We start from the raw sequence: 24,938 nt of genomic DNA on the forward strand, positions 1-24,938 counted from the left end.
TCTACCCTCAAGATCACACCATCGATGCCACTAGTTCGAGGCGCCGCCGCATTTGTTGGTCTTGGTGTTGAAGTTGCCGCACTTGAGCTCGACCCAGTCGGCCTTCAGGTCCTTGGAGCCTTCCAGGTAGGGCGACCACGCGGCGCCCGGAACCAGCTCGCTCGTCTTCCAGACCACGTCGAACTGGCCGTCGGCCTTGATCTCGCCGATGTAGACCGGCTTGGTGATGTGGTGGTTGGCAAGCATCTCCGAGGTGCCGCCGGTGAGGTTGTCCTGCTTGATGCCGGGCAGCGCCTCGATCACCTTGTCCGGATCGGTCGACTTGGCCTTTTCCACCGCCTTCACCCACATGTTGAAGCCGATGTAGTGGGCTTCCATCGGGTCGTTGGTGACGCGCTTGGGGTTCTTGGTGAAGTCGTGCCAGGCCTTGATGAAGGCGTCGTTGGCCGGCGTGTTGATCGACTCGAAGTAGTTCCAGGCGGCCAGATGGCCGAGGAGGGGCTTGGTGTCGAGGCCGGCGAGCTCCTCCTCGCCGACCGAGAAGGCCACCACGGGGATGTCGGTCGCCTTGATGCCCTGGTTGCCGAGCTCCTTGTAGAAGGGCACGTTGGCGTCACCGTTGATGGTCGAGACAACGGCGGTCTTCTTGCCGGCCGAGCCGAATTTCTTGATGTCGGCGACGATCGTCTGCCAGTCGGAATGCCCGAACGGCGTGTAGTTGATCATGATGTCTTCGGCCGCGACGCCCTTTGCCTTGAGGTAAGCTTCGAGGATCTTGTTGGTGGTGCGCGGATAGACGTAGTCGGTGCCGGCCAGCACCCAGCGCTTCACGCCCTCGTCCTTCATCAGGTAGTCGACGGCCGGGATCGCCTGCTGGTTGGGAGCGGCGCCGGTGTAGAACACGTTGCGCTCGCTCTCCTCGCCCTCGTACTGGACGGGGTAGAACAGGATCGAGTTGAGCTCCTTGAAGACCGGCAGCACCGACTTGCGGGAGACCGAGGTCCAGCAGCCGAACACGACCGAGACCTTGTCCTTGGTGATCAGCTCGCGCGCCTTCTCGGCGAAGAGGGGCCAGTTGGAGGCCGGGTCGACCACGACCGCCTCGAGCTTCTTGCCGAGCACGCCGCCCTTCTTGTTCTGCTCCTCGATGAGCATCAGCATCACGTCCTTGAGCGTGGTCTCGCTGATCGCCATGGTGCCGGACAAGGAGTGCAAGATGCCGACCTTGATGGTCTCCTGCGCTTGCGCCGGTGCCGCCGCCGCGATGCCGCCGCCGATGGCGAGCGCCGCCACCAGCTGTTTCACACCCCATTTCATGTCTTTGCCTCCCGCCTGAATGGCTACGGCTGGCCGTTCGCAAGGCCTGTGCCACGGTGCGGAACACGGCCGGCGCCGCCGCGACCATCGCGGGGCGGGCAAATCAACGTGGTGATGCAGGGCCGCTTTCCGGCCCGCCCAAGGAAGTGGCTGCGGCGCGGTCGGCGGAGCAACGGCCGGCCGTGAGGGCGGGGCGTAGCGGCTCAGATTTTGATCATAATGGGCAATTTATAGTCTGTTTTGCGTAAAATGACCATTAATTGATCAGTATCGACTGGCTCCAATCGGATCACTTGATCTTGCGAACCGCACCGTGGTCACTTGCGCGTCAAGGCGGGCGGCCGCGGGCCGCGACTCCGGGACAAGACAGAGGGAGTGGACAATCATGGCGATCCGGAACCTGGCCGACGTGGAGGCGCTCGAGAGCGTCCCGCTCGAGGAACGCGTGCCGGCCACGTCCGTATTCGAGCTGCTCCAGAGCGTCAGCGCGCGCCATCCGGACCGGCTCGCCATGCGCTTCCTGCGCGAGGGCTTGCCCGAGGAGCCGAGCCGGGACATCACCTACGCTGCGTTCGGCCGCCAGATCATCCAGGCGGCGAACCTGTTCCATGCGCTCGGCGTCGGCCCGCAGGACGCCGTATCGATGCTGCTGCCGGTCGCGCCGGAGACCTTCGTCGCCATCTTCGGCGCCCAGTACGCCGGCATGGCCAACCCCATCAATTTCCTGCTCGAGAAGGAGCATATCGTCGGCCTGCTGCGCAGCGCCGGCGCCAAGGTGCTGCTGGGGCCGGATCCGGAGTTGTTTCCGGGCATCTGGGCCAAGGTCGAGGCGGTGCGGGCCGAGCTGCCGGGCCTCGCCGCGGTGATCCGCGTCGGTGGCCCGGCGCAGCGGCCGGACGTCGATGCGCTGCATTTCGAGACCGAGCTGGCGCGCCAACCCGCGGCGCTGACCTTCACGCGCGCCATCGGGCTCGACGACGTCGCCTCGCTGTTCCACACCGGCGGCACCACGAGTGCGCCCAAGCTCGCCCGCCACACCCATCGCGGCCTGCTGGCGCAGAGCTGGACCAATGCCGAGATGATGCTGACCGGGCCGGAGCAGACCTGGTTCAACGGCCTGCCGCCGTTCCACGTCGGTGGCGCCACCTGCGCCGGGCTGGCGCCGTTCGCGCAGGGCGCCACGGTGGTGATCCCAACCGCCGCCGGCTACCGCAACCCGGTCGTGGTCAAGAACCTCTGGGCGCTCGTGCAGCGGTTCAAGCCGACGGTGCTCGGCATGGTGCCGACGAGCTGGGGCGCGGCGCTCAACGTGCCCACCGACGGCTTCGACCTGTCGAGCATCAAGATCTGCCAGAGCGGCGGCTCGGCGATCGCGCCCGAGGTCGCCAAGGCGGTGACCGAGACGGTCGGTGCGCCGCTGGTGGAAGGCTGGGGCATGACCGAGGTGCACGGCTTCGGCACCATGAACCCCGGCCTTGGCGAATGCCGGCTGGGCTCCATCGGCCTGCGCGTGCCCTACATGGAGATCATCGTGGCCGACGTCGCCGGCGGGGCCGTGCAGCGCGTCCTCCCCCCGGGGGAGATCGGCCACGTGCTGGTGCGCGGCCGCCAGCTGTTCGGCGGCTATGCCGACGAGGCCCACAACCGCGGCGCCTGGGTCGAGCCGATGGCGAACGAGACCAGGGCGGCGTGGAGCCTGGGCGGGCCGTGGCTCGACACCGGCGACCTCGGGCGGCTCGACGCGGATGGCTACGTCTGGCTGACCGGACGGGCCAAGGACATCATCATCCGCGGCGGCCACAACCTCGACCCGGCCGTCATCGAGGAGGTGCTGCACGCCCACCCGGCGGTGGAATCGGCCGCCGCCGTCGGCCGGCCGGACGGCTATGCCGGCGAGCTGCCGGTCGGCTTCGTGCAGCTCAAGGCGGGGCCCAGGCCACGCCCGAGGAGATCCAGGACTTCGCCCGCCAGCACATCGCCGAGCGGGCGGCGGTGCCGGTGGAAATCATCGTCCTGCCGCTGATGCCGCTCACGGCCGTGGGCAAGATCTTCAAGCCGCAGCTCCGCCACCTGGCGGCGCAGATCACCCTGGAGCGGCTGACGCGGACGCTCGTCGGCGACGGCGTGCCGGTCCGTGTCGAGGTGGGGCCGCATCCCCAGCACGGCAGCTTCGCGTCCATCCAGCTCGACGGTGCCGTCGGCGCCAAGGAGCTCGACGAGCTCCGCGCCGCCCTGGGCAAGCTGCAGCTGCGCCACGAGGTCCGCGTCGGCGCCGGCTGACCCGCCGTCCCCGTTCCGTGCTCCCGCGGCCTGTCAGCTCCTGGCGCGTCCCGATTTGGGGCGGGCCAGGTTCGCGGCATCGGGCTTGGCCGGTGGCCGCCGCATGATGGCATCGGCGACCTGCTCGATGCGCTGGCGCAACGCCGCATTGCTGGCCTCGATCTCGGTCCGGCCGGCGGAGAGATCCCGCTTCAGCCGGGCCACCTCGCGCTGCAGCTTGGCGCGGTCGCTGCGCAGGGCGCCGAGCTCGCCCGGGCCGTCCGCATCGGCGGGCTCGGCCGGCTGTTGCTCGTCGGCCGCGCCGTTCAGGGCGCCGATCGCGGCGGCGCGGCCGCGGCGCGGGCCGCCGGCGGAGATGCGGCCGGCGAGCTCGCGCTTCAGCTGGGTGACCTCGCGCTGCAGCGCCAGGCGGTCGCTGCGGGCCTGGTCCAGCGCGCCTTCGAGCGACGACCTCTCCGCCCGCAGCATCTCCAGGTCGTCCGTCGCGCTTCGCACCGAGGCGCGCGCCGCCTCGGCATTGCTCTTGAGGCTCCCCTTCGCCGCCTCGAGCTCGCTGCTGAGCCAGGCCAGGCGCGCGGCGTTGGCCTTGAGCGCCTCGGTCTGGCGCGAGGCGGCGACGCTGGTGTCGGTCAGCCGGCGCGCCAGCTCGCGCTCCGCCTTCTCCAGCCCGGCGATGCGCTCGCTCTGATCGTCGCGCAGGCGCTCCAGGCTGGCGATCCGGTCGGCCAGCGCCGCCGCCGCCTTGTGATCGGCCATCCGCCCCCGCTCCAGCTCGGCGTTGGCCTCCTTCTGCACCGCAAGGTCGCGGGTGAGCTTGGCGAACACCTGCGCATCGCTGGCCAGGTTACCTTCGAGAGACGCGACCTTGGCCTCGAACTCGGCGATGACGACCCGCTGGCTCTCCAGCGTGTTGCGTGACTGGTGGTTCTCCGCCTCCAGCCGTTCGGCCGCCGCCTCGCGCACGCTCAGCGATTTGCGCGTGTCGTCGAGATCGGCCTCGGTGCGCGCCAGCCGGTCGCGCGTGGCGGCGAGCTCGCCGGCGAGGTCGGCCGCCTCGCCGCGGACCTGCGTCAGGCTGGTCTTCGTCGTCGACAGCTCTTCGGTGAGGCTCTTGATCGCGATCTGCTGGCGGCCGACCTCGCTCAGCGCCTCCGTCTTGTCACCGAGCAGGGCTTCATTGCGGCGCTCCAGCTGGCGGGCGGAGACCGCGAATTCGGCGCGCAGGTGGTCGCGCTCGGCGGCGATCTCGTCCAGCGACAGGGGGAACTGGGCCTGCGCGCGGCGCCTGGCCAGCCGCTCGGCGCGGGCGCTGATGGCCGGCACCGCCAGGACCGTGAAGAAGGTGGCGGTGAAGAACCCGAGAGCGAAGATCATCGCCGTTTCGATCACGGGCAAGCTCCTGGGCATTCGTGCCGGCGCCGCTCAAGCGGCGGACGCTCCGACGGACTCGGTGCCGCCGCTCCAGCTCTTTGTCTCAGCATCGGATTTTTCCCAAGACCGGTGTCCACTTTTGGGTCCGATGCCCTGGATCGTCAGAACGGATTCCACGTGGCCGTGGGGGTGAACTTCAGATAGCCGATGTTGACGCCGAGCCGGGCGCCGACGCCGGTGCGGATGGGAACCACGATCATATTATCGCGGACCGCGGCCGTCATGCCAAAGCCGCCGACGACATAGGCCGAGCCGTCGAGCCCCAGGAAACGACCGAAGATACCCTCGGTCGCCGGCAGATTATAGACCAGCATCATGGTGCGCGCGCCTTCGCCGCCGAAGTCGAAGCCGACCGACGGCCCTTGCCAGAAGACCCTCAGGTCGCCGGCGTTGCGGGTGTAGAGCACGCCCTCGCCGAACCGCAGGCCGCCGAAGAACGCCCCCGAGCCCTCTTGGCCCAGGATGTAGCCGTTCGGCTCGCCCCAGCGCTTGACGGCCTCCTGCACGGTGAGCGCGATGCCGCGCGACACGGTGCCGAAGAACTTGTGGCCGGACTGGACGATCTCCTCCGGCTTGAAGGTGTCACCCTCGCGGATGCGCGGCCCCTGGGCGAGTGCCGGCAAGGCGAAGGCGACGAGGGCTGAGACCAGGATGGCGCGGACGATCGCTGTCATGGGGGCCTCGCGGGCTGGATGTTGGGGTCGGTGGAGCGGCGCGGCGGGCGCGCTCGGATCCGTGGCCGCATGAAGGCGCTCTTGAATTGCGCTTGGCGCCGGAGTCCGAGGGCCCTGAACGGGGGGCGGGAAACGTCGATGCACCACACCTGGCAATCGTGACGCCGCCAAGGCGCCGCTGCGACAAATCTCGACTCCGCGCCACGGCAGTCAGGCGCCCCCCGGCGCGGGGTCGGCCTGGGGGCTCATGTAACGGGCGGCCGCCTCCGGGTCGCCCCAGACGATGAACGGGCCGTTGGCGAAGCCGCCCCCGGCCGAGCCGTAGCGGAACGGCCGGCCCTCGCCGTCGACGACAACGCCGCCGGCGGCTTCCAGGATGGCCTGGCCGGCGGCCGTATCCCACTCCATCGTCCGGCCGAAGCGGGGATAGACGTCGGCTTCCCCGGCCGCGACCGCGCAGAACTTGAGCGACGAGGAGGCGCTGGAGCGGGCGCGGATCGGCAGCCGGGCCAGGAACTGCTCGGTCGCGGCGTCGCCATGCCGCAGGCTCGCCACCGCGACCAGCCCCTCCACCGGCGCGCGGCGGGTGCGCAGCGTCGTCCAGCTGCCGCCCGGCGCGCTGGTGTCCGCCTCGCAGCCGATGACGCGCGCGCTGCGGCCGGCGATCCACAGGCGCTTCAGGCCCGGCGCGTAGATGGTGCCGGCCACGGGCCGGCCGTGCTCCACCAGCGCGATGTTGACCGTGTAGGATCCGGTGCCGGCGATGAAATCGCTGGTGCCGTCGATCGGGTCGACCAGGAAGAAGTGGGACGTGAGCTCGCCTTCGAAGGTCGCGGCGCTTTCCTCGGCGACGACGGGCACGCCGGGAAAGGCGCGGGCGAGGGCATCGATGATCAGCTCCTCGGCGGCGATGTCGGCTGCCGTGCACAGGCTGCCGTCGGGCTTTTCCCGCTCCTGGAGGCCCTTGCGCTCCACCTCCAGGATGACGCCGCCGGCGCGGCGGGCGATCGCCCCCAGCGTCTCGGCCAGGGCCTCGCGGTCGCCGACGGGCGGGCCGGCCCCGTCCTCGGTGCGGCCCGGCGCGGGTGCCTCGCTCATGGCGTTCATATGCTCCTTGCCTTTTCAATCGGTCGGCAGGCGTGTATCAGAGCCCGCCGTGCGGCCTCCCGACAGGATGGACATAGAGTCCGCGGCTATTCCATCCAGACCTGAAGGCCCCCCGCCGCGACAATCGTCGAGAGGATCGCATGACCGCCGTGACGCTCGAAGCGCTCGACCTCGCCGCCCTGCTGTGCAGCCGCGTCTGTCACGACGTCATCAGCCCGGTCGGGGCGATCGTCAACGGGCTGGAGGTGCTGGAGGACGAAAAAGACGCCTCGATGCGCGAGCTCGCCTTCGACCTCATCGCCAAGAGCGCGCGGCAGGCCTCGGCGCGGCTGCAATTCGCGCGTCTCGCCTTCGGCGCCGCCGGATCGGCGGGGGCCACTATCGATACCGGCGATGCCGAGCACGTGGCGCGCGCCTTCGTCAGCGACGAGAACACCACCCTCGGCTGGACCGGGCCGCGCCTGCTGCTGCCCAAGAACAGGGTCAAGCTGCTGCTCAACCTGGTCCTCATCGCCGACAACGCCATTCCGCGCGGCGGCGCGCTGGACGTCGAGGTGCTGGAGGACGGCGCCAGGTTCGTCATCAGAGCCAAGGGCCTCAACGCGCGCATTCCGCCGCACGCGCCCGAGCTGATGGCGGGCCGCGCCGCGGACGGGGCGGTCGATGCGCATGCCATCCAGCCGTTCTACGCCGGACTGGTGGCGGACGCCGCCGGCATGGACGTGAGCTTTGCCCTCGACGGCGACGTGGTGACCATCACCGCCGCCCCGCGGGCCTAAAAGGGAGGGCCCGATCGGGTGGAACCACCCGATCGCGAGGCGCCCTGGTCCGCCGCCGCGGCGTGACCGCCGCAGGCCGTGCATCGATACGGGAATTCTGAACAGGCTGCGGGTCGCCGGGGCCGGCGTTGCCGCGTGCCAAGCCGGTCGAGGCGGCCGGATCGAGCCCGGCCATCACCGCTACGGCGCCATCGGCGGCGCCTCCGCGCTCAGGCGGGAATGCGCTCGTCGCCGGTATTGGGCTCGCGCAGCACGTAGCCGCGGCCCCACACGGTCTCGATGTAGTTCTTGCCGTCCGAGGCGTTGGCGAGCTTCTTGCGCAACTTGCAGATGAAGACGTCGATGATCTTCAGCTCTGGCTCGTCCATGCCGCCATAGAGATGGTTCAGGAACATCTCCTTGGTCAGCGTGGTGCCCTTGCGCAGGCTGAGCAGCTCCAGCATCTGGTATTCCTTGCCGGTCAGATGGACGCGCTGGGCGTCCACCTCGACGGTCTTGGTGTCCAGATTGACGACGAGGTCGCCGGTGGTGATCACCGACTGGGCGTGGCCCTTGGAGCGGCGGACGATGGCATGGATGCGGGCGACGAGCTCGTCCTTGTGGAACGGCTTGGTCAGGTAGTCGTCGGCGCCGAAGCCGAGCCCGCGCACCTTGTCGTCGGTCCCCGCCATGCCCGACAGGATCAGGATCGGGGTTTTCACCTTGGCCACCCGGAGCGACCGCAGCACCTCGTAGCCGGACATGTCCGGCAGGTTCAGGTCGAGCAGGATGATGTCGTAATCATAGAGCTTGCCGAGGTCGACGCCTTCTTCACCCAGGTCGGTGACATAGACATTGAAGCTCTCGGACTTGAGCATCAGCTCGATGCTTTGCGCCGTCGCGCTATCGTCTTCAATGAGCAGAACGCGCATGTCAGCTCCCCAACGTCGCCTCGGCCATGGGCGAAACCGCCCCATTGACGGTCCACGCCTGTTCCGCGCGGTCCGCCCCATGTCGATCCGATTCGAACGTTAACGGACAAGGGTTAACAAAAACTGATAAGTCCAGGCAAGGGCACCGGGCACGTCACTGTCGGAATTTCTCCTAAGTGTCTACACAAGCTTGTGTTTCCCGGATTTTCCAATGTTCGAGCACTACATTAACGGATCGCCATAAGTGATTCAATTGACTCAGGGGCCAGGGTGCCGCTCGGCACGGCCCGCGGCCGCGACTGTGGCCGCCGTCGGTAAACAAAAAGTTGCCGCGCTGTGGCGATTTGGAGGCGACCGCCGGCAGATCGTGGCGCGCTCGCGGTAAGGAAGGCTCAACCTCTTGTCGGCATGGTTACCGCCGACGGGACATGGGCGGACGGAGCCCGCCGGCGCTTCTCCCCGACCGGGTGGTCCCACCCGGTCAGGGAGCAGCGCTCCAGATTGAAATAGCCGGAGCATGCCCCGGTCGGATGGGCTCATCTGATCGGATCGACAAGCTCCGGCGTGACGTCGAGGTGCCGATGAAATCGCGTGATACGGTTCTGCGTCTGAAGCGCTTCCGCGCTCAGGAGAAGCGCCGCCGAACCACTCAGATCGAAATGATGATCGCCGAGTTCGAGCGCATGGCTGGCGATCTCGACCGTGAGATCGCCCAGGAGGAGGCGCGCTCGGGGCATGCCGATCCGAACCATTTCGCCTATCCGACCTATGCCAAGGCGGCGCGCGGCCGCCGCGACAATCTCGTCAGCTCGGCGGCCGAACTGAAGGAGCAGCTCGCCGAGGCCAAGGCCGAGCTGGCCGAGGCGGTGGAGGAGCTCAGGAAGGCGGAAAGCCTCGACGACCGCGAGCGCTCCGGCGACGACTGGCGCCCGGCCGAGGCCCGCGCCGTGGGCGGCCGGATGAGCCGCGCCGGCGCCTGAGCCGGGCCTCGACCAAGCCTGAGCCAAGCCCCGCCACAACCGGCGGCTGCGCCCCGGAGCGCGCGAGCGTCGGCGCGGCCGCCGCGATGAACCCCCTTCTTGATAGCGTAGCGAAGCTGCCTCGCGGCCGCCCTGGTCTTCCCCGCCGGGTCGCGGCGGCAGGGCAGAGGCTCCGCGCCCGGGGCCCCGCGGGAAGCAGGCCAGCCTGAGCGCGGCGGGCCTGGCGGGGCGGGCGGCGGCCGTTGCCGCAACGCCGGCGGCTATGGGTGCGTCCGGCTCCCCCGTCGCAGCGCGACGAGATCCGTGCATCCGACAGCCGCAAGCGGCCGGGCGCGACCATCGACCACCCTCCCTGCCGCCCTGGACGGGCGCCACCGCGGCGCTTTGCGCGACGGGTTCGGCACAAGCGACTTGCGGCGGCGAGGAGCGTCGGGCACAGATGGCCCTGCAACGCCCGAAGCCTCCAGAGCGCGCCCGAGCGCGAGCCCGGCTGAGAATGAAGAAGCATCTTGAATACGTCTGGCCCGTGATCGGGCTGGCCGCCGTCGTCTTCTCCGGCTGGCTGCTCTACCGCGAGCTGGCGGGCATCTCGCTCGCCGACGTAGGCAAGGCCTTCTATGCGATCTCGCCGCTGCACTGGCTGGGCGCGCTCGTCGGCACCGCGGTCGCCTATGCCGCGCTCGCCTGGTACGACCGCATCGCGCTGCTGCACCTCGGCAAGCACCTGCCGTGGCCGGTCATCTCGCTCGTGTCCTTCACCACCTACGCGCTGTCCCACAGCATCGGCGCCTCGGTGCTGTCCGGCGCCATGGTGCGTCTGCGGGCGTACGGCACCATGGGGCTCAGCATCGCCGAGGTGGGCGTGCTGGTGGCGCTCTGCTCGTTCACCTTCGGCCTGGGCACGGTGCTGCTCGGCGGGCTGGTGCTGGTGTTCGAGCCGGAGATCGTCCATCGCCTGTTCGACATGCCGAGCTGGTCGGCGGTGGCGCTCGGCGCCGGCATGCTTGGCCTCGTGGCGCTGTACGTCGCGGGCTCGTGGCTCGAGTTCCGGCCCATCAAGCTCGGCAGCTTCGCCATCTATTATCCGCGGCTGCCGATCGTCGGACGGCAGCTGCTGGCCGCGCCGCTGGAGCTGCTCGGCGCCGCGGCGATCATCTATTTCGCCCTGCCGGAAACGAGCAACCCCGGCTATTTCGTCGTGCTCGGCGTGTTCCTCGCCTCGTTCTCGGCGGCCCTCGCCTCGCATGCCCCCGGCGGCCTCGGCGTGCTCGAGGCGGTGTTCATCACCGCCATGCCCGGCGTGCCGAAGGCCGAGGTCCTCGTCGCGCTGCTGGTGTTCCGGCTGCTCTACCTGCTCATTCCGCTCGCCTTCGCGCTGATCGTCGTCGTGCTGTTCGAGCGCTCGCGCCTGGCGCAGACGCTGCAGGACCGGCTCGCCCACGCCAATCCGACGGGCGCCGCCACCCCGCCGGCGCCGGTCGCCGTGCCGGCGCGCGTCACCAGCCCGGGCAACGACAAAGCCGCATGAGCGGTCTGTCGCCCGAGGCGGGCGAGAGGGCCGGCCGCGCGATCCTCGCCACCTATGGCCGCCAGGTCGCCGCTCAGCTGGGCCCAGGCCTCGCCCGGCGCCTGCGCCGGCTGAAGCTCGGGCTCAGGGCGCTGGCCGGCCGCGACGGCGGCGGCTGGTTCATCCCCTACCGCTATGCCCGGCCCGGTCGCCGCCCCGCCTATCCCGCGCTGGAAGCCCTGTTCGACGCCGCCCGGCCGGGCATGGAGCGGCTGCTCGGCGACATGCGCCAGGCGCAGGGGGCGCTGCGCGCCATCCCCCCGGACGGTCCGGACTTGCGCTGGTCGCAGAGCTGGTTTCCACGCCTGGATGCCGCGGCGGCCTACGTCATCGTCCGCCGGCTGGCGCCGCGGCTGATCGTCGAGGTCGGCTCCGGCCACTCCACCCGCTTCCTGGCGCGGGCGCTTCACGACGGCGGCGAGGGCGGCACGCTCGTCGCCATCGATCCGGCGCCGCGGGCGCCGCTCGACCTCGCGTCGGTGCGGCACATTCCGGCCTTCGCCGAAGAGGTCGATGCGGCGGTGTTTGCCGAGCTGCGGGCCGGCGATCTGCTGTTCATCGATTCCAGCCACGTCGCCATGCCCGGGACCGACGTGGACCGGCTGCTGCTCGACGTGCTGCCGCGGCTGCCGCCGGGCGTCCACATCCACGTGCACGACGTGTTCCTGCCGGATCCCTACCCGGCATCGTGGAGCTGGCGCGGCTACAACGAGCAGATCGCCATCGGCGCCCTGCTGCAGGGCGGCGGCTACGAGATCAGCTTCGCCAGCTGGTACGCGGCGACGCGCATGGCGGACGCGGTGCAGCGCGCCGTCGGTGCGCTGCCGCTGCCGCCCGGCGCCTTCGAGACGAGCCTGTGGCTGAAGAAGACGCGCGGGTGAAGGCGTCACCTACCGGCGGCATGCGGCCGGGAGGGGGGCCGCGCGTTCAGCCGCGCTCCAGATGAAAAGACCTGGAGCATGTCGACCCGATCAGATGAGGCCATCTGATGGGGACATGCTCCAGTGATCGGGACATGCTCCAGCCGTCGACAGGGCCTGTGCGGCCTACTGCCGGTAGAGCTGGATGCGCGTGGTGCGCAGCCCCGGCAGGCCGTGCTCCTCGATCGACTGCTGCCAGCTCAGGAATTCCTCCACCGTCAAGGTGTAGCGGCTGCAGGCTTCCTCCAGGCTGAGCAGGCCGCCCCGAACCGCGGCGACGACCTCAGCCTTGCGCCGGATGACCCAGCGCCGTGTGTTGGCCGGTGGCAGGTCCGCAATGGTGAGGGGGCTGCCGTCGGGCCCGATGACGTATTTGACCCTCGGGCGGTGGCCTTCGCTCATGGTACGCTCACAAACTCAACTGACCCATGTCGATGATCGAAAGCCTAGGCCGCCGCCTTTAAGATTTGGCTAAAATGAGACTTGACGTTTGCTCCCGTCTGATCTTGGTGAACAGGCTGTTGCGATTCGCGCCCGGGCGCGGAGCACTTTGCTCCAGGATGGAACAGTCGGTGCGGCAGCGGACGGGCGCGCCGGCGCGGGCCGCGGTGGCGCGGCGGCGGCGGACGCGATAAGACAAAGCGGAGCAGCGTGTCCGCCGGAGATGCGCATCCGGCGGATGGACAATGCTCCAGGTTTTTTGGATCTGGCCCTGACCGATGCGGGCGGGGTGCCCGCGGCCCCGGCCTTTTTCGAGTTCACGTGTGATGAGCAGCCCGCCCCTGAACAGTCTCGAGCCCCTGAACAGCCTCGACCTGGCGAAGGCGCCACAGGACACGCGCGTCGTCGTCGCCATGTCGGGCGGCGTCGACTCGTCGGTCGTGGCGGCGCTGCTGACCAAGGCGGGCTACGACGTCACCGGCATCACGCTGCAGCTCTACGACCACGGCGAGGCGACGCACCGCAAGGGCGCCTGCTGCGCCGGCCAGGACATCCACGACGCCCGTCGGGTGGCCGACCGCCTCGGCATCCCCCACTACGTGCTCGACTACGAGGATCGCTTCCGCGCCGCCGTCATCGACCGCTTCGCCGACGCCTATCTGGCCGGCGAGACGCCGATCCCGTGCATCGAGTGCAACCGCTCGATCAAGTTCGCCGATTTGCTGGAGACGGCCCGCGACATCGGCGCCGACGTGCTGGCGACCGGCCATTACGTGGCGAGCCGCCTGCTGCCGAACGGCCACCGCGGGCTGTTTCGCGCCGCCGACCCGGACCGTGACCAGAGCTATTTCCTCTACGCGACCACCCAGGAGCAGCTCGACATGCTGCGGTTTCCCCTGGGCGGCATGACCAAGGCGGAGACGCGGGCGCTGGCGCGCTCGTTCGGCCTCGCCATCGCCGACAAGAGCGACAGCCAGGACATCTGCTTCGTGCCCAACGGCCGCTACGCCCAGCTGATCGAGCGGCTGAAGCCCGAGGCAGTGTCGCCGGGCGAGATCGTGCACCTGGACGGGCGGGTGCTCGGCCGCCACGACGGCATCATCCGCTTCACCGTAGGCCAGCGGCGCGGCCTCGGCATCGCTACCGCCGAGCCGCTGTACGTGGTGGCGCTCGACGCCGCCCGCGCCCAGGTGGTGGTGGGGCCGCGCGAGGCGCTGGCCACGACGCGCATCCGGCTGCGCGACCTCGCCTGGCTCGGCGATGCGCCGTGGGAGGCGCTGCCCGAGGATGGGCTCGAGGTGGCGGTCAGGGTGCGGTCCACCCGGCCGCCGCGGCCGGCGCTGCTGCGCCGCAGCGGCGACACCGTCGAGATCGAGCTGGTGGAGGGCGAGCAGGGCGTGGCGCCCGGCCAGGCCTGCGTCATCTACGACGGCGCCGCCGGCGCAGCGCGGGTGCTCGGCGGCGGCACCATCGAGGCTGCGCCCCGCCCGCGCCCGCAGGTGCTGGCGGCGGCGACCGCCTGAGCCCCGGCGGCCGATTGCCGCCGCGGGAGGCTTTGCGCAAAGGTCATGGGGTTGAGATAGCTGGGGTGGGATGGGGGCTCGACGCCATCGCGCCCCGGTACGCACATCGGCACTGGTTTTGGGGGCAAGAGATGACGCTGACGTCGGGAGAGCCCAAGGAGCAGACGCTCCGGCAGCCGGACATGGCCTTGATGAAGAAGGCCTACGCCCGCTGGGCCCCGTTCTACGACCTCACCTACCGCCGGCTCACCGCGCCGGGGCGCCTGGCGGCGGTTCAGGCGGCGGTCGCCTGCGGCCCCAATATCCTGGAGGTGGGCGTGGGCACCGGCATGGCGCTGGAGGACTACCCACGCGACTGCAACGTCATCGCCACCGACCTGTCGCCGGACATGCTGGCCCTCTCGGTGGAGAAGGTGCGGAAGCACGGCCTCAGCCACGTCAAGGGCATTGCCGTCATGGATGCCTGCCGGCTCGGCTTCGCCGACGGCGCCTTCGACGCGGTGAGCGCCCAGATGCTGATCACGCTGGTGCCGGACCCGGAGGGGGCGCTCGACGAGTTCAAGCGCGTGGTGAAGCCGGGCGGCGAGATCATCCTGGTCAATCATTTCGGCGTGGCGGACGGCCCGGTGGCACGCATCGAGGAAGCCGTGGCGCCGCTCGCCAGCAAGGTGGGCTGGTCGTCCGCCTTCAAGATCGCCCGCATCGAGGCCTGGGCCAAGCGCCACGGCGACGTCGAGCTCATCGCCGTCGATCCGATGCCGCCGGCCGGCTTCTTCAAGGTGCTGCGGCTCAGGAAGCGGGCCTGAGCCCACCGGGGCCGGGCTCTGCGGCCCCACGACCGGCGCTGTCGAGCTGACGGATCTCGACCTGTCCAGGAGACGTTTTCGGGGCGCGCGGCGGCCCTTTGCCTGACGGGCCACGACGCAGGCGACGGACAATTTTGGACATCGGACGCGCCCCCGCCGGCACGATTCCTTGACAGGCTCCAGGCACCTTCCTTATATGCGCACCTTCCATCGGCGGTGCCGAGGCGGGGTAGCTCAGCTGGTTAGAGCAGCGGAATCATAATCCGCGTGTCGGGGGTTCGAGTCCCTCCTCCGCTACCACCGCTCCCCACACTCCTCTCACGCGGTTGGGGAATGCGGTTTCGCCCAAGAGGGCATTGAGCCGGCCTTCAATCTCGATTTTCACGCCGCCAGCCACATCCGCGTTGCGATAGACGGTTACCCTCTCCACCAGATCGCGCAACGCCGCCGCCGCTTCCCCGTCGCCCGCGGCGATGCCGGCGGTCACAGCCTCCTGAAGGCGCTCGAGCTGGCGCTTATATTGAGCGAGGGCCGTCGGATGCAGCGCGACCAGAGGCGGAGGCTCCGGCGCGGTGGCGAGGTCGGCGCGCAGCCGGTCGGCCTCAACCTCAAGCTCATCGATCAGAGTCGCCATTCGGGTCGCAGTGGCGCTTCCTGGCACCTGCTTTAGCATGTGGTCGAGGTGCGCGGTTTGCTCGCGATCGATCTCCGCGATGCGCCGCTCGATTCGGCTGCGCTGCGCGCCCGCCTTAGCATGCAGCCGCCGCATCTCCGCATGGAACTCCCGAACATATTCGGCGATCACCTTCGGATGGCCCAGCTCAGCCCGCATGCCGGCCAAGACCGCGTTCTCGACAGCGATGAGATAGAAGGTCTTGGGATCAGGGCACGTGCCGCTCTCCGCCGCCGCCGAGCACCGGATGCGGATCCGGCCTGACTTGTCCTTTCCGTTGGTCGACATGCCGGCGCCACAGCAGCCGCAGCGCAACAGGCCGGACAGCATGTGCCGAGGACGGCGCTGGTGCTCGGCCTTAAGGGGCGCGTTGACCGCCTTTCGCTCCTGTGCGGCAGCAAATAGCTCGGCCGGCACGATGGCCAGATCATCGGCGCTTGCGGTCTGCCAGGCGCTTTCCGGGTTCGGCCGCGATACCCTCCGTCCCGTGTCCGGGTCTTTGACCATGCGGACCTTGTTCCACACAATCTCGCCGACGTAGAGCCGGTTGCGTAGAATGCCGTTGCCGCGCTGGGTGTTGCCGTTGATGGTCGAGGCGTTCCAGCTGCGGCCGCGCGGCGGCGCGATTCTTTCGCGGTTCAGACCATGAGCGATATCCCGCGGCGTGGCGCCAGCGACATACTCCGCGAAGATGCGCCGGATGACGGCCGCCTCAGCTTCGTCGACGACGAGCTCGCCCTTGCTGCCGGGATCGGCTCGATATCCATAGGCGCGGCCGCCGGCGTGCCGCCCGTCGCGCACGACGCCTGACATGCCACGCCGCACCTTGAGCGCGCCGTCCTCGCGGTAGAGCTGGCCGACCAAACCGCGAAGCCCGACCAGCACCGTGTTGACAGCGCCCTCGTGCACGGCGCGGATTTCCACACCCATGAAGGTGAGGCGCTTGTGGATGCCGGCAAGGTCCTCCATGTCGCGCGACATGCGGTCCAGTGCCTCGACGATGACGACGTCGAAATCGCCGGCGCGGGCCCGCTCCATCAGCTGCATGAGGCCGTCTCGGCCGAGGATGGAACCGCCCGACCGCGCATGGTCCTCGTAGACCGCCTCGACTCTTAGCCCCTCACGGGCGGCGTAGCCATGGCACAGCGCGACCTGATCTTCGATCGACTTCTCGTTCTGCAGATCGGTCGAATATCTGGCGTAAATCGCGCTCCGCATCCTCGGTCCTCGCCAGCACGGCGGCGTAGTAGTCTCGGGCGGCTTGTCGCGCGAGCGCGCGTGCTAGGCGTAGAATCGCTCGATCTGGCGTGCTCTGCAAGACCTCTTCTGGGGGGCTTACGGACAAGTCTCGAACTCCCGGCAGATCGAGACAACGAGGATGAAGCTGTGTCCGCGCTTCAAAGGGCTGCAGGATCGATTCTTTCGGATAATCCCGAATTGATATGCGAGGCTCATACTCAACGCATGATGCCTCAGCGCTTGACTATGCGGAAGGCCACGAGTTGATTGGTAGAAGAAAGGAGAGGTATTTCGAGGAAATAGGATGGTTGGAAGAGCATTTATCAGCTACGAATGGGCAAGGGTCGCCGACGAATCGCGAATGCGAGCAGGATCGTTTGGGCCCTCGAGGGGGTGAAGGCTCCGCGTTCATTTTATCGCATCGTTCTTGCTAACGATGTCGATCAACCGCCGCTTTCCCGCATCGCTTGAGCAAAGCCGGGGCCGCATGGGGCAATCGGTCCCGGGCTCCGGCGCCAGGGCGCCGTCGATGCTGACCCTCCTGCGACTGTCCTGATAGCCGGTCTCGGGCCAGCAGGCGGTCCCGCGTGCCGCCTGCGGCGTCGGTATGCTCACGCTCCTATAGCTGCCTTCCCGGCCGCGCTACTGCAGATGATCGACCCGTCCTCGGTGCGCATCCATCAGCATGCCGGCAACGTCAAAAGGGGGTCCGCAAACCCCGCAAGGGGACGACGCTCCAGCCCGATGCATGGGGAGCTCGCGCGTCGGAGGGGACGAACGCTAATGTCCACGGATAGTGCTGCGGATCGTAGAATCTGGCGGCACCAGACGAAACGAATATTGCAGGAATCTTCTTCGAATTCAGGTATTTTTGTGTCGCGGCATTGGTCGGCGTGCCAAAAGGCCCGAAGAGTACGAACAACATTATCCTGCTCGACGAGCCGACGCGTCTGCTCGACTGTCTTGGGAGGACTGAAGCCATCGTCGAGCGAGACGAGATTGATCGTCCTGCCGTTCACCCCGCCGCTTCCATTGACCTTGCGGAAGAAGGCGGCCTGAGCCCGTCCGTTCGTGCCCGAACTCGAGAGCGGTCCGCTGTACGGCATTGTTTGGCCGATCTTGACCTCCTGATCGGTCGCGCCGGGTGCGATTTGATCCGCACGTGTGGGCGCTCCAGCCATAAGCACGGTGCCAAGCGCGACAAGCGCGCACGCAAAATCCGACGTGGTCATCATCTTCGTTTCCTCCGGAATTTGATTATCTGTTCGAGCGCTTTCATGGGCTGACGCTGTGCATCTTTATTGTCTGGGTCACCCTGTGCGCACCGTAAGTCGTCGGGATCCAATGATGGCGCGTCGCCCCGGTACACTGCGCTGCACCGGAGATCGATGATCTCCCATATCCTCCCGCTAAAAGGGCTAGCCCTATGGGAAGAACGCAATCGACATCTGCGAGGAGGCGAGCCATTCCAGGAGGCCGGTGTGAGCTGAAATCGCTCGCAAGTAACGGATATGTTGTTCATCAGTACGTGTTGCCACTTCTGTCGAGTCGCGGCGGCTGACGCGGTGGGGATCCCGAGCTCCGCACCTGAACCTCCATTATGGAGGCGCAGCCGGATCGCAGAGGGGCACGCCGTTCGTCGGGGCTCCCGGGCGCGCAAAACCCCCATTGCGCCGCACCTGCCGACGGGTACAGAAGTGCGGCGCTACGCACCGGGCCACACCCCTAAATGGCGTGTGGTCCTCCGGAGGCGCCATCGAACTTCGCCATTGGGGAAGTTGGCGCCCTTCGCCGGTTCAAAGGCTTCGCATCGCGGCGCCGCTATGCCTCCAATTCCCATAGCCCCGGAAATATGAGGAAATGTTTCGACATCGGAGCTACTTGCGAGATGTCTCAGATCTGGGCCCGTGGGGGGGCGACCCGACAATTTGGGCTTATATAGGTTCATTTTAATTATAATTAGAATGAGTATAAATTCATTAAATCAAATAAGGTTTGTCTCACACGGCTAAGGTTTGGCTCTTGCCAGATGGCTCAGCTTTGATCCGTCTGCCTCGTCATAAGAGCTAGGGCTGGGGGGCGGCCGCCTATGAGTCGCAGACGCCGTCCTGAGGAGATCCCGACGGAGTGCTATCTTTCCGCGTCGCATTGGCTTTGGCAGGCTGGCGGCGCAAAGGCCTACTGGAGATCCCGTCGGAGCACCGCGAATGCCGGCTGTTTATGTCGAAGCGTCGCCGCGATCGGTTGGCGGCATCCACGTCGGCGCGGATTTCGAATCGGTTGTCTCCATCACGCCCACGGGCAGAAGGGTGGCTCAGTCGGTAACGATACCGCCTCACATCGTCGACAAACGGCCCGGGCAGCCTAGGCCCAGCATCGGAAGACCATCGAAATTACGCTGACGGCTTCGATGGCCGGGGCGCTGGGACAAGTACATCGCTCAGCCTGGGCCGCTAACTCGTGAGGACACGGTTTGGATCGCCGTACACGGCTAGCTGACCAGCTGAGGGCTGTTGAGGGGACAGAACAATGAGGCAGGGAGATAAGCCCCCGTCGATGCCGCGGCATCCCGCCGCCGAATGCCGCCCTTGAAACATAAGCCAGCTTCGGGGCATTCCCCAATTAACATAGCAACCGCGTTGATGGGGGTCGACGGCTATGAACTATTCCTCGCGCCTTCCCGAAGGTGTCCCGACCGAACGCTACCTGTCGGCGCTGCGCTGGCTCATTGACGGCGGTGGCAAGAAGGCGGCCGCCGAAATCCCGCCCGATCACCTTGAGGCTCTCGTGCAGCTATCGAGGCGCGAGGGCATGCGGCCGTTGGTGCGCGTCCGCGTCGCCTCTGACTTCACATCGGTCATCTCCATCACGCAGACGGGGAGGAATTTGGCGCTCGCAGCGTCTTCCTATCCGAATGCGTGAATACCAGGTCCGCGGTTCCCTGGGTTGTCGCCCAACGCCTCCATGCTATGTGGAGCGCCTTGCGGCGGCTGGAATGGAGGACAATGAGCGACGTCCCCTCTGCGCGGTATTGGATATATTTCAGCGAACAGACCATGCACTGCTGTGTTTGCGATGCCCTCCATAGCCATTGGGGGCCACCAGGAGCACGCTGGGCCCCTGTCGAGGGGATAGCTAAAAGTCCGACGTATATTCGGTTTGCTAGCAGGGCCGACCTCGATCACGCATATACCATTTACGCGCTTCATCAGCTCGATCTGCCAGCGTGCAAGGCCCACCGGTCTGACCCCATGCAAGGGCTGTTTTGACAGAATCGCGCCGGTTTGGAAGTTCGCCGGTTTCTCCCCGGCTGCGCGGGGCCGCGCGCGCAGGCATTGATGCAGGCGCTCGCGATCTGTGAGAAGGCTCCGGGCGACGACCTTTACAATGAGGAGCCACCTAAGCCGCGCAAACGCTCCAAGCGCAAGGCGGCACAATCCGGTGAGCTACGGCAGTCGTAGCGCGAGCCGCCAACCAACGGAACGTGGACACACATTGGCCCCCGCCGGCGCGAAACAACGGGGCCAAGAAGGCGCTCCGGGCGGCCCCGGGGGCTGCTTCGCCGACTCTGGCGTTTCCGCACCTCGGCATCGCTCTTTCATCCGCCGCGCCCGGTATGACGCCTCAGTCCTCCTTGAAGGCGGGGGCGATTTGGTCGGTGAGGAGCTTCAGCAGGTAGCTCATGGCGGTGCGCTCGCCGGTCTGGATGTGTCCCTCGGCCGGCATGCCCGGCACCAGCTTGAGGCCGCCGAGGCAGGCGAGCTCGGCCGGCGGCCGCTCGACGCGGACGGTGTAGTAGCTGACCGCCACCTGGGCGGCTTGGGCTGCCTGCGGCTGCTGCGGCTCCTGGGTGAGATCGGCGGAGACGACCGCGACCGTTCCGGAGAGCTCCGGGGTGGTGCGCTGGCTGAAGGCCGAGAGGCGCACCATCGCCCCCTGGCCGATGCTCACCTGGTCGATGTTCTGTGGCTGCACCTTGGCCTCGATGGTCAACGCATCGGCCTTGGGCACCACCAGCATGAGGGTCTCGCCGGTGCCGCCGACGCCGCCCACCGTGTGCACCTCGAGCTGATGGACGATGCCGTCCTGAGGGGCGCGAATGTCGATGCGCTGCAGCGCATCCAACGCCAGCTACTACCCGGCTACCGCCTGCACATCGAGCGGGTCAACAGGCGCGATATGCTGCGCGTCCGCCCCGAAACGTTATCCACAAGCCCAGTGTATAACGCTGTGGAAGCGCCGGGACTTCGCACGCGCGGGCCGCATCGTGTCGATCGTCTTTCCGTAAAGCAGCATCTTCGGCTCCGGATACTGCGCACCCAAGACACTCAGCTTCCGGCGCAAGACAGGAGACCGGTCGTTGCTAGACATCAAACGACCCTGTAACTCGAGACACAGGTCTAGCGGTCTAGCGGCCGATCAAGCGGATTGCCGATGGGCGCACCTGGCGTGATCGGTCCGGGGTCGTCTCCCAAATCGCGCCTGGAGTTCAACGGGGCCATCACGATGTTTTGATTTGGTCGCCGCCTTTAGAGCTTCAAGCGAGAGCCTGACCCGGGGACCAACTGCGATCGGACCTTCGCGACTTTTGCGCGCGCTGCCCGGACCCCAGACAAGAGACCCGGGCGCCGCGAAAGTGGGGCGAGAACTCAGGGCGCCGCGTAGTAATCGTCAACGTTTCGGCTCCAACCCGATTCGCGGCCGCTCCAGCCCGGATCTGACGCGTAGTCGGTCGGGATCGTGGGGCCGCCCTTCAAGCGTTCAGCTGTTTCGTCCAGCCGATATCCATCGAGATTGGTGTCGTAGGCTAGCTTGGCCCAAGGCAAAGGGTGATAGTCAGCGCCCATACCGAGAAAGCCGCCGATCGAAAGGATCGCGTACGCCACTTCGCCGGACTGCTTTTCGAGCATAACGTCGTATATAGAGCCGAGCTTCTCGCCTCCCGCATTGTAGACACTGGCACCTTCGACTTTGCTCGCGGCAATGAGGCGCCTTGTTTCGTCTGTCGCAACCACGCCGCTTTTTTGATATTCGGCCATCGTGAAGCTCCCTCTGAACCTCGTCCGGTTCGGACGAGCGTGGAATCAACGGGAGGCCCCTCGCCAGTGTTCCTTCGTGCGGCAGCCGACATTTTCCAGGCAGCCCATGTCCCGGTCCGCGTCGAAGCATTCCAGCGAGGAGCGCCGCGAAGACGTGCGGCAGGGCCGCTCACAAGTGAAGAACATCCAGGCGTGCCCTCCCACCGCCGCTGCGTCGTTCACGCGATCATTGAGTTTTGATCATTCGTTGAGCGAAGGTGAGCAACTGCCATAGGGTAGGGCTTCCGTCCTCGTGGTGATGATGGCTTTTCGGAGGGAGAAGGTCGCCCGTGTCGGCCACCACTTCGTCTCCGCAGATTGTGCACCGATAGATTCCGGCATTCAAAACCTCCTCTCCGGGACGGTGTCTGGCGTCATAGACTCCGTGCTCGCTGAACTCGAAATGTTGGCCGTATTTGTACTGGGCCATTCTCTCTCTTGTCCTCCTCGCATTTGAGCGCACCTGGCGTATGCCGAAACTGGGCGCCGATGCCAACTGCCAGAGCGCATGCGAGCCATGCTGATCATGGGTACGGCCACGTCCGAGGCGGAGGAAGCGACGTGGCCTCTCGAGTGGGACTGATGGTGCCCGGTCCGGCTGTGCCACCGGCCGACATCGCGGCCGTCCGCGCCGAGGCCGTCCGCCTCGAGCGCGAGCGCACCCGTGGCATCCTCGCGCTGGCGCGATCGGCCCCGATCCCGATCGACCGGGAGGGCGGCACAGCCGCGGCCCTCATGAGCCGCAGCACCACTTGAGTTGATGGGCGATAGACCTGCATCCGCGAGCAACGGTTCGTCCGCGCAACCTCAGCCACACTGGGTCCCTCATCGGCGCCTATGGCTTGGCCTTATTCGTCCGCGACGTCTGCCACGGCGACAAAGTCGGATGGATCGACCAGCGGCTCGACGCGGCTGACCCGGACGTAGAGCACCGCGAGCGCGGGAAGCGCATGCGCGAGGCGCTGCTGGCTCCCCTGAGCGTGGTAGAGGGCACCGGCCGCAAGCTCTGGTCGATGATTTTTGCGGAGCTGCTGCTGGGCGCCGACCCTGCTCGTGAGCGCTGGGTCGCGACCGGGGCCAGCATTGTCGCCGTCTACACCTTGGTTCACAACTTTTTGCACCGCACGGGCATACGCCGGTTCGAGACCCAGCATCCCTAAGGCCCGGCATGTTGCAGCCCTGGCGCCTGCGCCGACATCCTTGAGAAGGCGGCGGCAACGATCGACGCTCGTGTCTACAACCCGACCTATCCTCGCATTTTCCCCCGCTTCGTTCAGCAAGCGATTTTGCGATTTTGCTCGATCAGCGAGTTGAACATCTGCAACGGCGTGAAAATCGACGACCGGCGACCTTGTGATCAGGTCTCCTGCCCCGCATTTTCGGTCTGCGATCGCCGACCGCGCAAAGGTGTTGCGGCCGATCACTAGGCCTGGGCTTGACAGTTTGCGAAAATAGTCCTATACAATAGGCTGGCTGCTGGCATGTCGCCGTGGCACCTCGCGGTGCCCCTATGCCTTATCGACCACGCTGCACGGCTTGATGCCGGCACCGGAAAAGCGCGTCTGCAGCCGATACTAAAGCCAGTCACCTAGCCACCGGCGCCGCCGAAGCCCACGCCGACATCGCCCTCGTGGTGCTCGGCCGCGACGCCACCGGCAAGCCCCACGCATCGCGGCTCACCTACATCGTAGCGTCGCGCCACCACCGACACCGAATGCGCCAGGCTCGCGCGATTCGAGCACCATCCGCGGCTTCAGATCGTCCGGCCAGCGACGGCGGGGGCGGCCATCACGCGTCCTAACCTCGTTGGTGTCCACTAACGCCCAAGTGGGCACTTGATCGATAGCTCTCGCCATGGCGAAAACATAGAATACCAAGCGGAACGCTTTGCTAGGCGTGGTTCACCGGACGCTTACGGACCGCCGTCGGAGGGTGGCGGAGATCGAAGCGCTCGGGCCATGGCTTATGCTGAACGCAACGGCGAAAGTCCAACCTAGGGCCGCGCTCGGCGCTGCTGCGGATAGAGCAGCGAGGAAGGCCACGCACAGCTTCGTCATCGTTGCGCCCCGGTCCAGATCGGCGATTGCTAATCCACCGGCGCGTCGCGCTCAAGCTTCCAGGCTGGCCGGTGCGACCGAGGAAGGTCTTACCCCACTGTTCCCAATTTGTTCTCTAGCAGGGATGAGCCCCGAGCCCGTCAATCTCAATTCGCGCCTTGCGGAGGTGAAATCCGAGTTCGTGGGGTTCCGCTGCTCGTTCTGTGACCGGTGCGGCGACCTGCCCATCAAGGAGTGCGTGGGCCGCTTTGGGGCCGACGTCATGCTCATGACGCTCCTGCGCGCCTTCATGCAGCGGTGCCCGGGGTCGCCGTTCTCGCCCCACCAGAAGCCGCGGAAGTACGGTCGGAAATGCGGTGCCTACCTCGTCCTTGACGCGCGGGGCGAGCCAATACCTCGGCGTCGATTCCCGCCCCCATGGCGCGTCATCGAGCGCGTGGGCGGGCTGAAGGTGGTCGACGCCAACAACATGCCCATCGCCTTCATCGAATGCAGCGACCGGCCGCCGGCCTACTCCAGCGGCAACAAGTGGCTCCTCACTGCCGACGAGGGCAGACGCGTTGCGCTCTGGATTGCACGCTTGCCCGAGCTGATCATGTCCGCCGAAATGGAGTGGTTGAGGTGAGCGCCGAAGGACGAGAACGGCTCAGGGTGAGCAGCGCTACATCCGCTCGCTCGATGGGCAGCTCTCGGCGGCCCGGAAGTCCTGAACCAGTATGGTCGGCCGTGATGCCAGCTCCGACTTGAGCCTGTCGCGCAACCGCAGCTGTTTGGCGCGGATCGCCTCCAGTTCCAGGAGGATCTCACCCGCGAAAAGGGACGGCTGGCCGCGGTCTGCGAGCTCGGCGACCAGCTCACGCTGTCGGGCCAGGTTGGCCTCGCTGGCCTCGATATCGGCATCAAGCTGCATCAGCAGCCGGAGAATGTTGGGCATGGCGTCGCTCCAAGGCCCTCAGGCGGGAGCGCGCTTGGTCTCGCAGCCGCCGGCGCCCGGGAATCCCATGCCGACGATGATGGTAATGTAGGGCGGCCGGCGTCGCTGTCGAGTCGGAACCGGCGCGTCGCGCGTGCGTTAAATCGAGACGACAGAGCTTCTTCACCTGGGCCCCGTGCGCATCCCCCCCGCGTGCGGGGCCATCTGTTTCGCGCCCCGGC

At 67.3% G+C, this 24,938-nt stretch carries 24 protein-coding genes, 1 tRNA gene and 1 pseudogene; 14 read left to right on the top strand and 12 right to left on the bottom strand.

Annotation, left to right across the window (positions count from 1 at the left end; translation table 11 throughout):
* Positions 1-30: 30 nt before the first annotated feature.
* Positions 31-1,317 (bottom strand): urea ABC transporter substrate-binding protein, encoded by a 1,287-nt coding sequence (urtA, locus tag ACZ5PO_RS09820; protein WP_464192788.1) that lies wholly within the window; start codon positions 1,315-1,317, stop codon positions 31-33.
* A 385-nt stretch (positions 1,318-1,702) separates the two neighbouring features.
* On the opposite strand from urtA, the gene ACZ5PO_RS09825 reads away from it, so the two are divergent.
* Positions 1,703-3,340 (top strand): AMP-binding protein, encoded by a 1,638-nt coding sequence (locus tag ACZ5PO_RS09825; protein ID WP_464192790.1) that lies wholly within the window; start codon positions 1,703-1,705, stop codon positions 3,338-3,340.
* On the top strand, positions 3,316-3,597 hold the full coding sequence (locus ACZ5PO_RS09830) for a hypothetical protein (protein WP_464192792.1): 282 nt from the start codon (positions 3,316-3,318) through the stop codon (positions 3,595-3,597). Before ACZ5PO_RS09825 ends, ACZ5PO_RS09830 begins: the two co-directional genes overlap by 25 nt.
* A 33-nt stretch (positions 3,598-3,630) precedes the next feature.
* On the opposite strand, the gene ACZ5PO_RS09835 is transcribed toward ACZ5PO_RS09830, so the two are convergent.
* From ACZ5PO_RS09835 to ACZ5PO_RS09845, 3 genes are all read right to left on the bottom strand, one after another.
* On the bottom strand, positions 3,631-4,986 hold the full coding sequence (locus tag ACZ5PO_RS09835) for a coiled-coil domain-containing protein (RefSeq protein WP_464192794.1): 1,356 nt from the start codon (positions 4,984-4,986) through the stop codon (positions 3,631-3,633).
* A 143-nt stretch (positions 4,987-5,129) separates the two neighbouring features.
* On the bottom strand, positions 5,130-5,702 hold the full coding sequence (locus ACZ5PO_RS09840) for a DUF1134 domain-containing protein (RefSeq protein ID WP_464192796.1): 573 nt from the start codon (positions 5,700-5,702) through the stop codon (positions 5,130-5,132).
* Positions 5,703-5,912: 210 nt separating this feature from the next.
* Positions 5,913-6,800, bottom strand: coding sequence for a 3'(2'),5'-bisphosphate nucleotidase CysQ family protein (locus ACZ5PO_RS09845; protein WP_464192798.1), 888 nt, complete (start codon positions 6,798-6,800; stop codon positions 5,913-5,915).
* Positions 6,801-6,949: 149 nt separating this feature from the next.
* On the opposite strand from ACZ5PO_RS09845, the gene chpT reads away from it, so the two are divergent.
* Complete coding sequence (gene chpT / locus ACZ5PO_RS09850; protein WP_464192799.1) at positions 6,950-7,588, top strand: histidine phosphotransferase ChpT; 639 nt, start codon at positions 6,950-6,952, stop codon at positions 7,586-7,588.
* A 209-nt stretch (positions 7,589-7,797) separates the two neighbouring features.
* Here the strand turns inward: chpT and ctrA are convergent, their stop codons facing one another.
* A complete protein-coding gene (gene ctrA, locus ACZ5PO_RS09855) occupies positions 7,798-8,499 on the bottom strand; it encodes a response regulator transcription factor CtrA (RefSeq protein ID WP_464192802.1) in 702 nt (233 codons plus the stop codon).
* Positions 8,500-9,080: 581 nt separating this feature from the next.
* Here ctrA and ACZ5PO_RS09860 point away from each other — a divergent pair.
* From ACZ5PO_RS09860 to ACZ5PO_RS09870, 3 genes are all read left to right on the top strand, one after another.
* Entirely contained in the window at positions 9,081-9,479 is a 399-nt protein-coding gene (locus ACZ5PO_RS09860; RefSeq protein ID WP_464192804.1) for a flagellar export protein FliJ, read from the top strand.
* Between the two features lie 496 nt (positions 9,480-9,975).
* The gene (locus ACZ5PO_RS09865; protein WP_464192806.1) at positions 9,976-11,007 is read left to right on the top strand and encodes a lysylphosphatidylglycerol synthase transmembrane domain-containing protein; all 1,032 of its coding nucleotides are present in this window, start codon (positions 9,976-9,978) and stop codon (positions 11,005-11,007) included.
* On the top strand, positions 11,004-11,927 hold the full coding sequence (locus ACZ5PO_RS09870; protein WP_464192808.1) for a class I SAM-dependent methyltransferase: 924 nt from the start codon (positions 11,004-11,006) through the stop codon (positions 11,925-11,927). Before ACZ5PO_RS09865 ends, ACZ5PO_RS09870 begins: the two co-directional genes overlap by 4 nt.
* Before the next feature lie 165 nt (positions 11,928-12,092).
* Here the strand turns inward: ACZ5PO_RS09870 and sciP are convergent, their stop codons facing one another.
* On the bottom strand, positions 12,093-12,368 hold the full coding sequence (gene sciP / locus ACZ5PO_RS09875; RefSeq protein WP_188612529.1) for a CtrA inhibitor SciP: 276 nt from the start codon (positions 12,366-12,368) through the stop codon (positions 12,093-12,095).
* 398 nt (positions 12,369-12,766) lie between these two features.
* Between sciP and mnmA the strand changes: the two genes are divergently transcribed.
* The 3 genes from mnmA to ACZ5PO_RS09890 all read left to right on the top strand — a co-directional run bounded on the left by mnmA (position 12,767) and on the right by ACZ5PO_RS09890 (position 15,036).
* A complete protein-coding gene (gene mnmA, locus ACZ5PO_RS09880) occupies positions 12,767-13,930 on the top strand; it encodes a tRNA 2-thiouridine(34) synthase MnmA (RefSeq protein WP_464196784.1) in 1,164 nt (387 codons plus the stop codon).
* A 131-nt stretch (positions 13,931-14,061) separates the two neighbouring features.
* Positions 14,062-14,736, top strand: coding sequence for a class I SAM-dependent methyltransferase (locus ACZ5PO_RS09885; protein ID WP_464192811.1), 675 nt, complete (start codon positions 14,062-14,064; stop codon positions 14,734-14,736).
* A 223-nt stretch (positions 14,737-14,959) separates the two neighbouring features.
* Positions 14,960-15,036 (top strand) — tRNA-Met (locus ACZ5PO_RS09890).
* Here the strand turns inward: ACZ5PO_RS09890 and ACZ5PO_RS09895 are convergent.
* Positions 14,993-16,111, bottom strand: a complete 1,119-nt coding sequence (locus ACZ5PO_RS09895) for a recombinase family protein (RefSeq protein ID WP_464196786.1) — start codon at positions 16,109-16,111, stop codon at positions 14,993-14,995. The genes ACZ5PO_RS09890 and ACZ5PO_RS09895 overlap by 44 nt on opposite strands.
* On the opposite strand from ACZ5PO_RS09895, the gene ACZ5PO_RS09900 reads away from it, so the two are divergent.
* On the top strand, positions 16,055-16,219 hold the full coding sequence (locus ACZ5PO_RS09900) for a hypothetical protein (RefSeq protein WP_464192813.1): 165 nt from the start codon (positions 16,055-16,057) through the stop codon (positions 16,217-16,219). The genes ACZ5PO_RS09895 and ACZ5PO_RS09900 overlap by 57 nt on opposite strands.
* 36 nt (positions 16,220-16,255) lie before the next feature.
* On the opposite strand, the pseudogene ACZ5PO_RS09905 reads toward ACZ5PO_RS09900, so the two are convergent.
* Both ACZ5PO_RS09905 and ACZ5PO_RS09910 read right to left on the bottom strand, forming a co-directional pair.
* Positions 16,256-16,627: pseudogene (locus tag ACZ5PO_RS09905) on the bottom strand (recombinase family protein); the annotation flags it as partial.
* A 701-nt stretch (positions 16,628-17,328) separates the two neighbouring features.
* Positions 17,329-17,883 (bottom strand): ABC transporter substrate-binding protein, encoded by a 555-nt coding sequence (locus ACZ5PO_RS09910; RefSeq protein WP_464192815.1) that lies wholly within the window; start codon positions 17,881-17,883, stop codon positions 17,329-17,331.
* 1,423 nt (positions 17,884-19,306) lie between these two features.
* Here ACZ5PO_RS09910 and ACZ5PO_RS09915 point away from each other — a divergent pair.
* Positions 19,307-19,570: a hypothetical protein gene (locus ACZ5PO_RS09915; RefSeq protein WP_464192817.1), complete on the top strand. Its 264-nt coding sequence runs from the start codon at positions 19,307-19,309 to the stop codon at positions 19,568-19,570.
* 702 nt (positions 19,571-20,272) lie between these two features.
* On the opposite strand, the gene ACZ5PO_RS09920 is transcribed toward ACZ5PO_RS09915, so the two are convergent.
* Positions 20,273-20,773 carry a hypothetical protein gene (locus ACZ5PO_RS09920; RefSeq protein WP_464192819.1) on the bottom strand — a complete coding sequence of 167 codons (501 nt, stop codon included), beginning with the start codon at positions 20,771-20,773 and terminating at the stop codon, positions 20,273-20,275.
* 524 nt (positions 20,774-21,297) lie between these two features.
* On the bottom strand, positions 21,298-21,687 hold the full coding sequence (locus ACZ5PO_RS09925) for a PRC-barrel domain-containing protein (protein WP_464192821.1): 390 nt from the start codon (positions 21,685-21,687) through the stop codon (positions 21,298-21,300).
* A 600-nt stretch (positions 21,688-22,287) separates the two neighbouring features.
* On the opposite strand from ACZ5PO_RS09925, the gene ACZ5PO_RS09930 reads away from it, so the two are divergent.
* From ACZ5PO_RS09930 to ACZ5PO_RS09940, 3 genes are all read left to right on the top strand, one after another.
* A complete protein-coding gene (locus ACZ5PO_RS09930; RefSeq protein WP_464192823.1) occupies positions 22,288-22,482 on the top strand; it encodes a hypothetical protein in 195 nt (64 codons plus the stop codon).
* Positions 22,483-22,568: 86 nt separating this feature from the next.
* Positions 22,569-22,886 carry a hypothetical protein gene (locus ACZ5PO_RS09935; RefSeq protein WP_464192825.1) on the top strand — a complete coding sequence of 106 codons (318 nt, stop codon included), beginning with the start codon at positions 22,569-22,571 and terminating at the stop codon, positions 22,884-22,886.
* A 1,063-nt stretch (positions 22,887-23,949) separates the two neighbouring features.
* On the top strand, positions 23,950-24,408 hold the full coding sequence (locus ACZ5PO_RS09940) for a hypothetical protein (RefSeq protein WP_464192827.1): 459 nt from the start codon (positions 23,950-23,952) through the stop codon (positions 24,406-24,408).
* A gap of 36 nt (positions 24,409-24,444) precedes the next feature.
* Here the strand turns inward: ACZ5PO_RS09940 and ACZ5PO_RS09945 are convergent, their stop codons facing one another.
* Entirely contained in the window at positions 24,445-24,717 is a 273-nt protein-coding gene (locus ACZ5PO_RS09945) for a hypothetical protein (protein ID WP_464192829.1), read from the bottom strand.
* Between the last annotated feature and the right edge of the window lie 221 nt (positions 24,718-24,938).

The organism is Chelatococcus sp. KU-N122 (assembly GCF_055391085.1).

Excerpts from the sequence above, each read along its gene's own strand:
- ACZ5PO_RS09910 (WP_464192815.1), bottom strand. The coding sequence starts at position 17,883 with ATGATGACCACGTCGGATTTTGCGTGCGCGCTTGTCGCGCTTGGCACC.
- ACZ5PO_RS09870 (WP_464192808.1), top strand. The coding sequence starts at position 11,004 with ATGAGCGGTCTGTCGCCCGAGGCGGGCGAGAGGGCCGGCCGCGCGATC.
- ACZ5PO_RS09945 (WP_464192829.1), bottom strand. The coding sequence starts at position 24,717 with ATGCCCAACATTCTCCGGCTGCTGATGCAGCTTGATGCCGATATCGAG.
- ACZ5PO_RS09915 (WP_464192817.1), top strand. The coding sequence starts at position 19,307 with ATGAACTATTCCTCGCGCCTTCCCGAAGGTGTCCCGACCGAACGCTAC.
- ACZ5PO_RS09845 (WP_464192798.1), bottom strand. The coding sequence starts at position 6,800 with ATGAGCGAGGCACCCGCGCCGGGCCGCACCGAGGACGGGGCCGGCCCG.
- ACZ5PO_RS09865 (WP_464192806.1), top strand. The coding sequence starts at position 9,976 with ATGAAGAAGCATCTTGAATACGTCTGGCCCGTGATCGGGCTGGCCGCC.
- ACZ5PO_RS09900 (WP_464192813.1), top strand. The coding sequence starts at position 16,055 with ATGAGCGATATCCCGCGGCGTGGCGCCAGCGACATACTCCGCGAAGAT.
- sciP (WP_188612529.1), bottom strand. The coding sequence starts at position 12,368 with ATGAGCGAAGGCCACCGCCCGAGGGTCAAATACGTCATCGGGCCCGAC.
- ACZ5PO_RS09825 (WP_464192790.1), top strand. The coding sequence starts at position 1,703 with ATGGCGATCCGGAACCTGGCCGACGTGGAGGCGCTCGAGAGCGTCCCG.
- ACZ5PO_RS09885 (WP_464192811.1), top strand. The coding sequence starts at position 14,062 with ATGACGCTGACGTCGGGAGAGCCCAAGGAGCAGACGCTCCGGCAGCCG.
- ACZ5PO_RS09840 (WP_464192796.1), bottom strand. The coding sequence starts at position 5,702 with ATGACAGCGATCGTCCGCGCCATCCTGGTCTCAGCCCTCGTCGCCTTC.
- ACZ5PO_RS09860 (WP_464192804.1), top strand. The coding sequence starts at position 9,081 with ATGAAATCGCGTGATACGGTTCTGCGTCTGAAGCGCTTCCGCGCTCAG.
- chpT (WP_464192799.1), top strand. The coding sequence starts at position 6,950 with ATGACCGCCGTGACGCTCGAAGCGCTCGACCTCGCCGCCCTGCTGTGC.
- ACZ5PO_RS09925 (WP_464192821.1), bottom strand. The coding sequence starts at position 21,687 with ATGGCCGAATATCAAAAAAGCGGCGTGGTTGCGACAGACGAAACAAGG.
- urtA (WP_464192788.1), bottom strand. The coding sequence starts at position 1,317 with ATGAAATGGGGTGTGAAACAGCTGGTGGCGGCGCTCGCCATCGGCGGC.
- ctrA (WP_464192802.1), bottom strand. The coding sequence starts at position 8,499 with ATGCGCGTTCTGCTCATTGAAGACGATAGCGCGACGGCGCAAAGCATC.